Genomic DNA, 9,784 nt, shown 5'->3' on the forward strand with positions numbered 1-9,784 from the left:
ATGTTCCGGCCTCTACTCTGTTGGCTGCTGTGTTTGATGCCTGCGCTGGCCATGGCGCAGGACGAACCCTTGCGTGTGGCATTCAAGGATGAATTGCTGACTTTGAGCCGGACGCAACTGCTGTCGCGCGAGCCATTGCCGGACACTTTGCAGACACCGTTGGGCAGTGTGTGGAAGCTGTTTGTCTATGGCTGGCTGGTGGACACCGGCGCCCGTGAGCCGGCGTATGAATGTCGTGGGCAGTCGAAAGAGGAAGTCTATTGCTGTACCGCAGGCGGCAAGATCGAGCGCGATCAGGCGTTGGTGAAATCCTGTGGTCTGTACTTTGAGCCTGCGCGCTTGGGCATCGACGCTGCTCAATGGCGCGCGTATTGGCAGGCCCGGCAGGCGCCGCAATGGTTGCTGGATTTGCCGTCATTGCAGCCAACCACAAGGGTTTCGGTGGCTGAGTTGCTCCGCGTGTTGGCGGTGATGCCGGCGCAGGATCAGGCCCGGCGCGTGCTGCTCGATGTGGTGCTGAGCGCTGCGGACGGCAATGTCGTCGGTGAACTCGGCAGCCGGTTACGGGTGAAAACCTGGAGCTGGCTGGGGGATCAGGATGCTGCGACGCGGCAGGGCGGATTCGCCGGTTGGACGGCAGACGGCACACCGATCTGGGCCGGTGGGCGTGGGACCAGTCAGCGGGTTCTGCGCGATTACGCCGGGGCGATTTCTGCGGTGGTGCCTGCGTCCTGGCCTGCGGAGGCGGGGAAGTGTGTGGAGGTTGAACTGTTCTCCCGCTACCCGCTTCGGCGCGTGTTGTCGGGTGATCGAGTGGCGACTTCCGGACCGTTGCGGGGCGATTACCGTGTCGAGTTCGTCAATGGCAATCAACTCGATGTTCACAGCGACGGTGAACTGTTTTTGCTCAAGGACAAGCTCGTCGCCCGACTGGATCGTGAAGAGTACGTCGCCCGCGTGCTTCAGCGCGAAGCCACTCCCGAACCGGTCGAAGCCGCCAAAGCCTTGGCCGTCGCGATCCGTACTTACCTGCTGCAAAACGCCACGCGCAACGGGGAATGCCTGAGCATCGACGACAGCAGTCAGCGCCAGCGGGTCGCGCCACGTCCGGCCAGCGCTGAATCACGCAATATTGCGGCATGGACCAGCGATCTGGTGCTGGCTGGGAGCGCCGTTACTTACCATTCTGATCAACCAGGACCGGACAAACTGTCCTGGCAGCAAGCCGTCGAACAGGCCCGCTCCGGCCAGCGTTACGACGCGATCCTGCTGCACGCCTACCCTCGCGCCAGCCTCAGCCGCTGGGACAACCCGGTGGCTTCCTGCGAAGCCCTGCCCGCCGCGCAAGACTGGCTGCAAAAACAACGGCGCGGCTGGCGTCCTCGTCTGGAAAGCGAAGTGGGCTACAACGAAGTCAGCACCTTTGCCGTATGCCGGCTGAACTTTGGCCGCCCGTATGTCGACCGCGAACGTCAGCGCATCTACGTGCGCGGCGTGCTCTCGCTGCAAGACCGCCTCGACCTGACCCACGAATACCTGCACCTGGCCTTCGAAGCACACCCCAACGGCCAGGATGAAACCTACATCGAAGGGCTCGCCCGCCACCTTTTGCTGGAATAGACCATGACATTCCGTTATCCACAGGTCTTGCTGTTGCTCTGTTCGTTGTCGGCGTTGCCGGCGTTGCCGCTGGCGATGGCGCAAGGCGTCAAACTCGACACGCCTTCTGGAGGCTGGCGAACCGGCGCACCGGAGGGCGAGGGCGAAAGTTTTCGTCAGACCGTCAACTATCCCGCCTCGTCGGTAAACACCCCGGCCGGGCAAGCCAACACAGCGCGAATCAGCGGCCAGATTCACGCCACACCGAAATCCGCCGAGCCCGGTCGGCTGATCGTCAACGGCGTCAGCATGCCCCTGAAGATCGACCCCGCCGGCCGTTTCGACCGCCCGTTCTCATTTCCCAACGGCAGCAACAGCGTCGAGGTGCGCAGCCCTGACGGACAACAACGCCATCGCACGCAATTCCTCAATGCCAGCGGCGGCGCCACCCCGGCCAAGCTCCGCGTTCTATTGGCCTGGGACAGCGACGGTACCGACCTCGACCTGCACCTGATCACCCCTGATGGTGCTCACATCTGGTACGGCGACCGTGCAGTAGCCAACGGCGCCGCACTCGACGTCGACGTCACCACCGGCTACGGCCCGGAAATCTTCGCCATGCCCGCGCCGATCAAAGGGCAGTACCTGGTGTATGTGAACTACTTCGGCGGCGGCTATCGCAGCGATGAAGAAGGGCAGGAGGATGCCGTACAACCGCTGACCACAGCGCAGGTTACGGTGATCACGGAAGAGGGGACGCCGAGCGAGAAGATAGAGACTTTTTTGGTGCCGATGCGGGCGGTGGGGGAGTTGACGTTGGTTAAGGGGTTTAGTTATCCGTGAGGATTTGCCACCGCAGTGCTGAAATCAGTCAGCAGGCTGCTGACTGATTCGGTCCTGCGCATCTTGATAAGCGGCTTCACGCTCGCGCTTTCCGATGGCAATCACAAAAACCACCACTTCCTGATCGATAACCTGATAGATCAGACGATACCCGGCGCTGCGCAGTTTGAGTTTGTAGCAGTCAGGTAGTTGCCGAAGCCGATTGGCTTCAATGCGAGGGTTCTCGAGAACTTCAGCAAGTTTTTTCTTGAACTGTTGGCGTAACGTATCGCCCAGTTTGTTCCACTCTTTCAATGCGCGCCGATCAAATTCGAGGCTATAGGTCATCCAGACTTACCTTGACTCGCTGAGGCGCGGCAAGACGTTCAGTGACTACGGCGATGAGTGCTTCATCCTCTTCACTGAGCAATGCAGCCTTGAAAGGCAACTTGCCGCGTTCGGCGACGTATTGAAGGGTTTGGCGTAGAAGCTCGGAAGGCGTTACCCCAAGTTTTTCCAGCTCGGCAAATGAACGCTGCTTCAAATCATCGTCGATACGAATGTTGATGGAAGCCATGGTGAAAAACCTGTAATGACGTTTGTCGTTACGGTAGCAATTGTTTCCCCAGCCAGACAAGACTTTGTTCGGATTTCAGATGAGAGGATTGCTTTTGCTGCAGGCATTAAAAAGCCGGCTTGTGGCCGGCTTCTCGGGGACTGGCTTGGATCATTTTTGGTAAACCGCGCCAGCCTTCAAAACGTACACCCGGATCTTGCGTCCGGCTGTGGGACTCGGCGAGAAAGTCATCTGCCTTGTCGGTGCGATCAGAGCCGCTTGGCGGGTTGATGCGCAAATGTGGGGCGCAGCATACTGATTTTTTTGGGAAATTCCCAGCGTGGAGTGCGGTTTTAGAGCTACTGCACTGACGTGTAGCAGCTGCCGAAAGGCTGCGTCCGGCTTCACAGCAGTCGTCTACCCGCCACCTACGGTTTATTTGAAACACCGCAGTAACCGATTTTACGTCTGCTGCGCAGCCAGACGCAGGCTTCGCCAGCTGCTACAAAAAGCCGGGTATTACAGGAACGGCACCTCCGGCCTGCGCTTGTTGAGTGTCGACCACCAGAACACCCAACCCAGTACCCGAATATTTTGTTCTTCAATTTGCGCGGCCCTGAAGATTTCGTCCGGGTATTGCGCGCTGTTGTGGCTGCGCATGCGTATGGCATTGCCTGGAACACGATGCAGGTATTTGATACGCAGCATGCCGTCATGTTCGATCGCGTAGATTTCGCCATCGACAATCTGGGTCAAGCCTCGGTCAATCGCCAGGGTTGAGCCGTCTTCAATTTTCTCGGCCATGCTGTTCCCGATCATGTGGGCGCAGATGGCGTCGGCGTGGTTGATTTCCAGTGAGTCGAGGTGGCCGCGGGGCAGGCGGATGGACTGGCTGGGGTCTTCGACGACGTGGTTTTTTTTGGAGCCTGGGGCCGTGGCGGTTTCTTTATAAAGGGGCAGTTCGACGTCTGTGGGCTCGATGACCGTGTAGACACCGCGAATGGCCTGAGCGTCGAAGGTGTTGCCAGTTTCGTCGAGCAGGCGCAGGTGTCTGGCATCTTTCTGACCCTCACCGGTTTTCAGCCATTCACTGTTCACGGAGAGTCGCATGGCGACTTCTTCCATGCAGTGGGCGGGTACACCGCGGGTGTACCAGTTATGGACATTTTGCGGTGCCGTGTTCAAAAACTCGGCAAATCCGGAAGTCGTGATGCTGGCAAGTCGTAGGAGCGCTCGAAAGCGTGGGCCGCTAGTGTTCTTTTTCATAAACACGAGTCTACGGAGGCGGAATAAGGCTTTGAATAAACGAACTGTTCAAATTCGAGGGAAATTTAAGACTTGATGTAAGACGTCACTGGCGAAAATTAAACAAGAAAAAACCAAATCAGAGGCGCTTTAAACAAGGTGTTTAAGCGGTGCTTTTCAAACGCCCACAAAAAACCCCGGATCAACCGGGGTTCTTCTTCAAGCCTGAATCTCGCAGCTGCGCTTAGCCTTTGTAAGCGGCAACCGACTTGGTGATCGCTTCGCGGGCGGCGTCTGCGCCGGCCCAGCCTTCGATCTTCACCCATTTGCCTTTTTCGAGATCTTTGTAGTTCGCGAAGAAGTGCTCGATCTGCTGGATCAGCAGCGGTGGCAGGTCGGTATATTCCTTCACGTCGACGTACAGCTGGGACAGCTTGTCGTGTGGAACTGCGATCACTTTGGCATCGCCGCCGCCGTCGTCGGTCATGTTCAGGATGCCGACCGGACGAGCGCGGATCACCGAGCCTGGAGCAACCGGGTAAGGGGTCACGACCAGCACGTCGAGGGGATCACCGTCGTCAGCCAGAGTGTTCGGGATGTAACCGTAGTTGGCCGGGTAGAACATTGGGGTGGCCATGAAACGGTCAACGAACAGGCAATCGCTGTCTTTGTCGATTTCGTATTTGATCGGCGCGTGGTTGGCCGGAATCTCGATCGCGACGTAGATGTCGTTCGGCAGGTCTTTGCCAGCCGGAATCTTGCTGTAGCTCATTGGGCGTTGCCCCCGTTAGTTGACCAAAAACACTTGGCCGGATTGACCAAAAAGTGGCGGCGATTATAGGCATATTCCTACGCCGATGCCATGGACCAGAGGTCGTGTAGACCTTAGTCGTGTGGCTGATAGACCGGATCGTGCGCCTGAAGTTGCTTCAATCTTCCGAGCGGGTCCTGGCGGTAGAACAGCTTCAACTGCTCGTACACCTGTGGATAAGCCTCATGCAGCAAATCCGGGGCGCTGAAGAAGTATTCGCTGGTGACGGCGAAGAACTCGGCCGGGTTTTCCGCGGCATAGGGATCGATGGCGGTTTCGGCGTCGGGGTTGCGCTCCAGTTGTCGGTCGAGGTCGTCGTAGGCTTCCTGCATGACCTTGGCCCAGTCGCTGACCCGCATGTCGGGGTGCAGCGGCGGCAGGCCGTTGGCGTTGCCGTTGAGCATGTCGAGTTTGTGCGCGAGTTCGTGGATCACCAGGTTGTAGCCTTCCCAGCCGCCACTGGCCAGGACGCCGGGCCAGGCGAGGATGACCGGCCCTTGCTGCCAGGCTTCACCGCTGTGTTCGCCGTCCCACTCGTGCTCGACGCCACTGGCGTCGCGATGGCGCTGGGGGCTGAGGAAGTCGTCGGGATAGAGAATGATTTCGTGAAAACCCTGATACCAGTTCAGATCGCCCAGGTGCAGCAACGGCAACTGCGCCTGGGCAGCGAGCAGCAGGCGCTGCTCCTGATGCAGTTCGACGCCGGGCAGGGCGGTCAGGTGTTTGTCTTCGAGGAACAGCACGCAGGCTTCGCGCAGCCATTGGTCTTCGGCGGCGCTGATGCCATCAAGAAAGCTCAGATGATGGCGCACCCGTTGCCACATCTCGTCGGCTATCGGGTGCTTGGCCAAGGTACGCCGGCGTCGCCATGCGCCAAGGGACCACATCGTGTCAGTGCGGTGCGGTTTTGGAGTTCGGGCCGCCGAAACGGCTGCGGACCACGCCGATGATCATTGGTACCAGCGACAGCAGGATGATGCCCACCACCAGCAGCGACAGGTTCGACTTGATGAACGGTACGTTGCCGAAGAAGTAACCGAGAGTGACCAAGCCACCGACCCACAGGATGGTGCCGAGGACGCTGAAGGCGAAGAAGCGCGGATACGGCATTCTTGCTACGCCGGCGACGAACGGGGCAAAGGTGCGAATGATCGGCAGGAAACGCGCCAGCGTCACGGTTTTGCCGCCGTGCTTTTCATAGAAGTCGTGGGTTTGCTGCAGGTAGTCGCGACGGAAGATCTTCGAATTCGGGTTGCTGAACAAGCGTTCGCCGGCCGTTCGTCCGATGACGTAGTTGGTACTGTCGCCGAGAATCGCCGCGAGCATCAGCAAACCGCCCAGCAACACCGGATCCATGCCGCCACCGGCCGCCACGGCGCCAGCGATGAACAGCAGCGAATCGCCGGGCAGGAAGGGCATCACCACCAGGCCGGTTTCACAGAAGATCACCAGAAACAGAATCGCGTAGATCCATGGCCCGTAGTTGGTGACCAACAAGTCGAGGTACACATCGAGATGCAGGACGAGATCGAGCGGGTTGAAATCCATGGAAAGCACCTGTGATAACGGACCGGGTCGGCGGGCCTGTGCGGATGACTTCGCGAAAGCCTACAGACGGGTGTAGTTTTTCTTACAAGCCGGAAAGGTCGGCATTATACGAGCTGGAGGGTGAAAAGCGCGTCCAGATTGTAGCGGGGGATGTCGGGTGGCTGACTGTAGGAGCGAGCTTGCTCGCGAAAAAAAACCAGAGGCGCCGCTGGGCATCTGATTTTACGCGTGATCGTTCACAACATCGCGAGCGATCGAGCGTCGACCGGCTGCTCCTACAGGTTATTTATTGTCGGCTTACAACTCGTCGCTGATCGGCAACACGTAGTTCTTGAACTCGGTGTCTTCCTTGAACCCGATGGATTCGTAGGTTTTCTGCGCGACTTCATTATTGCTGCTGGTGGAAACCCGCATGCGCACGGCATTGGTTTCCTTGGCCATTTTCTTCGCGGTACGGATCAGATGGTCGGCCACCAGTTGGCGACGAGCGTCCTCGGCGACATAAATGTCGTTGAGAATCCACACGCGCTTGAGTGAAAGCGAAGAAAAACTCGGATAGAGCTGACAGAAACCCATCAGTTTGTCGTCATCATCGGCCAAAGCGAGGTAAATCACTGACTCCTTGCGGCGCAGGCGTTTTTCGAGGAACGCCCGGGACGAGTCCGGATACGGCAGGGAACCATAAAACTCGCGATATTTGACGAACAACGGGGTCAGCAAATCCAGGTGTTCGAGGGTCGCTTGAATAATCCGCATGGTAGGTCTCGTCTTCAAGTGGCTGTCTTGCGTGCTTGGACGGCGACGGGAAACCCTGCAGCCGTGCGTCGATCCTGCCTGAAACTGGAACGAAAGTGCAATGCGGAAGCGGTTCAGGCATCCGGCGGACTCAGTAGGAAATTACCTTTCATGTCCGCACCGGCGTCTGACTCCAGCGTCTGAACTTGCGCTTCGTCCTTCAGACTGACCCCCGACAGCTGTCGCCGACAGGCTTCGCGCATCAAATACAGCAAACGGTGTGCCGCCATGCCGTAGCTCAAGCCTTCAAGACGCACATTGGAGATGCAGTTGCGGTAGGCGTCCGTCAGGCCGACCTTGGGATTGTAGGTGAAATACAATCCCAGGCTGTCGGGCGAGCTGAGGCCGGGACGTTCGCCGATCAGGATTACCGTCATTTTTGCGCCCAGCAGTTCGCCGACTTCATCCGCGATGGCGACGCGCCCCTGTTCCACCAGAATCACCGGGGCGACAGTCCAGTTTTCAGCGCGCACTTGCTCTTCCAGCCGCGCCAGAAATGGCAGTGTATGACGATGAACCGCCAAAGCTGACAGGCCATCCGCGACCACGATGACCAAATCGACCCCGCCAGGATTGGCCGAGGCGTAATCGCGCAACACCTGAGCCGAATCGCCGCTCAACTTACGCCCCAGATCGGGGCGTTGCAGATAGCTGTTTCGGTCAATTGCCGCGCTATGCAGCAAAACGCTTTCATGCCCACGTTCGGCCAATTGCGAGCGCAGGGCTGAATGGTCAAAGGGCAAATGCACCGCGTCCCGCGCTTGGGCATGGGCGTATTGGAAATCCAGCTGTGCGCGGGTCGGCATGCTGGTGCCGGTGCGACCCAGTGCAATTCGCGCCGGTGTCAGGCGTCGCAGCTCCAGCCATGGGTTGTGCGGATCGTAGGGTGGTTTTTCCATATCAACACTCATCCCAGTTGCGCCAAGGCCTGGCGGAAGGCCGGCGGCAGGCTGTTGCCGAAGAGAACCCGGCCGTCCGCCTGGGTGAAGATGCCCATTTTCGCCAGCCATTGTTCGAATTCCGGTGCAGGCTTGAGCCCCAGCGTCTGCCGGGCATAGAGCGCATCGTGGAACGACGTGGTCTGGTAATTGAGCATGATGTCGTCGGAGCCGGGGATGCCCATGATGAAGTTGATCCCGGCCACGCCCAGCAGGGTCAGCAGGGTGTCCATGTCATCCTGATCGGCCTCGGCGTGGTTGGTGTAGCAGATGTCACAGCCCATCGGCACGCCGAGCAACTTGCCGCAGAAGTGGTCTTCGAGGCCGGCGCGGATGATTTGCTTGCCGTTGTAGAGGTATTCCGGGCCGATGAAGCCTACGACGGTGTTCACCAGAAACGGGTTGAAATGTCGCGCTACTGCGTAAGCTCGGGTTTCGCAGGTCTGTTGGTCGACGCCATGGTGGGCGTTGGCTGACAGGGCGCTGCCCTGGCCGGTTTCGAAATACATCAGGTTTTTCCCGAGCGTGCCGCGATTGAGGCTCAACCCGGCGTCGTAACCTTCCTTGAGCACATTCAGGTTGATGCCGAAACTGGCGTTGGCCGCCTCGGTGCCAGCGATCGATTGAAAGACAAGGTCCAGTGGAACACCGCGATTGACCGCTTCGATCGATGTGGTGACGTGGGTCAGCACGCAGGCCTGGGTCGGAATCTCGTAGCGCTGGATGATCGCGTCGAGCATTTCCAGCATGGCGCAGATCGAGGCGATGCTGTCGGTGGCCGGGTTGATGCCGATCATGGCATCACCGTTGCCATGCAACAGGCCGTCGAGGATGCTCGCGGCGATGCCGGCCGGTTCGTCGGTGGGATGGTTGGGTTGCAGGCGGGTGGCCAGTCGTCCGCGCAGGCCGAGGGTGCCGCGAAACTGCGTGACCACGCGGATTTTCTGTGCCACCAGCACCAGATCCTGCACGCGCATGATCTTGGAGACGGCAGCCACCATTTCCGGGGTCAGGCCGGGGGCGAGGGCGCGTAGCACTTGTTCGTCAGCAGCATCGCTGAGCAGCCAGTCGCGAAAACCGCCGACGGTGAGATGGCTGACGACCGCGAAGGCGTGTTTGTCATGGGTGTCGATGATCAGCCGGGTGACTTCATCGTCTTCGTAGGGAATCAGGACTTCCTGCAGGAAGTGGCTCAGCGGAATGTCGGCCAACGCCATCTGCGCCGCGACGCGCTCGCCATCATTGAGCGCGGCGACACCGGCCAGAAAATCTCCGGACCGCGCCGGGCTGGCCTTGGCCATCACATCCTTGAGGCTGTCGAAGCGATAGGTCTGGGCGCCGACGGAATGGGCATATACGGCCATGGGGCGGTGTCCTCCTGATTATAAATAGCTCAAATTAACCACCAATCCGTGTAGGAGCTGTCGAGTGCAACGAGGCTGCGATCTTTAAAGGCAAGATCAAAAGATC

At 59.0% G+C, this 9,784-nt stretch carries 11 protein-coding genes; 2 read left to right on the forward strand and 9 right to left on the reverse strand.

Annotated elements, in window-relative coordinates; all coding sequences use genetic code 11:
* Both ACW9JC_RS12055 and ACW9JC_RS12060 read left to right on the forward strand, forming a co-directional pair.
* Positions 1-1,620, forward strand: a complete 1,620-nt coding sequence (locus ACW9JC_RS12055; RefSeq protein ID WP_457455130.1) for a DUF2300 domain-containing protein — start codon at positions 1-3, stop codon at positions 1,618-1,620.
* A gap of 3 nt (positions 1,621-1,623) precedes the next feature.
* The gene (locus tag ACW9JC_RS12060; RefSeq protein ID WP_457455131.1) at positions 1,624-2,442 is read left to right on the forward strand and encodes a YfaP family protein; all 819 of its coding nucleotides are present in this window, start codon (positions 1,624-1,626) and stop codon (positions 2,440-2,442) included.
* A 24-nt stretch (positions 2,443-2,466) separates the two neighbouring features.
* Here ACW9JC_RS12060 and ACW9JC_RS12065 read toward each other — a convergent pair whose 3' ends face one another.
* The 9 genes from ACW9JC_RS12065 to ACW9JC_RS12105 form a co-directional block, all read right to left on the reverse strand.
* Positions 2,467-2,769: a type II toxin-antitoxin system RelE family toxin gene (locus tag ACW9JC_RS12065; RefSeq protein ID WP_448109458.1), complete on the reverse strand. Its 303-nt coding sequence runs from the start codon at positions 2,767-2,769 to the stop codon at positions 2,467-2,469.
* Complete coding sequence (locus tag ACW9JC_RS12070) at positions 2,759-2,998, reverse strand: type II toxin-antitoxin system RelB/DinJ family antitoxin (RefSeq protein ID WP_054616768.1); 240 nt, start codon at positions 2,996-2,998, stop codon at positions 2,759-2,761. The genes ACW9JC_RS12065 and ACW9JC_RS12070 overlap by 11 nt, the downstream gene beginning before the upstream one ends.
* 498 nt (positions 2,999-3,496) lie before the next feature.
* Complete coding sequence (locus ACW9JC_RS12075; protein WP_338583334.1) at positions 3,497-4,243, reverse strand: LexA family transcriptional regulator; 747 nt, start codon at positions 4,241-4,243, stop codon at positions 3,497-3,499.
* Positions 4,244-4,466: 223 nt separating this feature from the next.
* Positions 4,467-4,994, reverse strand: a complete 528-nt coding sequence (ppa, locus tag ACW9JC_RS12080) for an inorganic diphosphatase (RefSeq protein ID WP_003205933.1) — start codon at positions 4,992-4,994, stop codon at positions 4,467-4,469.
* A gap of 113 nt (positions 4,995-5,107) precedes the next feature.
* Entirely contained in the window at positions 5,108-5,920 is an 813-nt protein-coding gene (locus tag ACW9JC_RS12085) for a M90 family metallopeptidase (protein WP_457455132.1), read from the reverse strand.
* Positions 5,921-5,924: 4 nt separating this feature from the next.
* Entirely contained in the window at positions 5,925-6,581 is a 657-nt protein-coding gene (locus tag ACW9JC_RS12090) for a DedA family protein (protein ID WP_457455133.1), read from the reverse strand.
* Positions 6,582-6,878: 297 nt separating this feature from the next.
* On the reverse strand, positions 6,879-7,337 hold the full coding sequence (locus tag ACW9JC_RS12095) for a GNAT family N-acetyltransferase (RefSeq protein WP_338583327.1): 459 nt from the start codon (positions 7,335-7,337) through the stop codon (positions 6,879-6,881).
* Between the two features lie 113 nt (positions 7,338-7,450).
* On the reverse strand, positions 7,451-8,275 hold the full coding sequence (eutC, locus tag ACW9JC_RS12100) for an ethanolamine ammonia-lyase subunit EutC (RefSeq protein WP_457455134.1): 825 nt from the start codon (positions 8,273-8,275) through the stop codon (positions 7,451-7,453).
* An 8-nt stretch (positions 8,276-8,283) separates the two neighbouring features.
* Complete coding sequence (locus ACW9JC_RS12105; RefSeq protein ID WP_457455135.1) at positions 8,284-9,678, reverse strand: ethanolamine ammonia-lyase subunit EutB; 1,395 nt, start codon at positions 9,676-9,678, stop codon at positions 8,284-8,286.
* Between the last annotated feature and the right edge of the window lie 106 nt (positions 9,679-9,784).

It is taken from the genome of Pseudomonas sp. SDO5591_S426 (assembly GCF_054070755.1).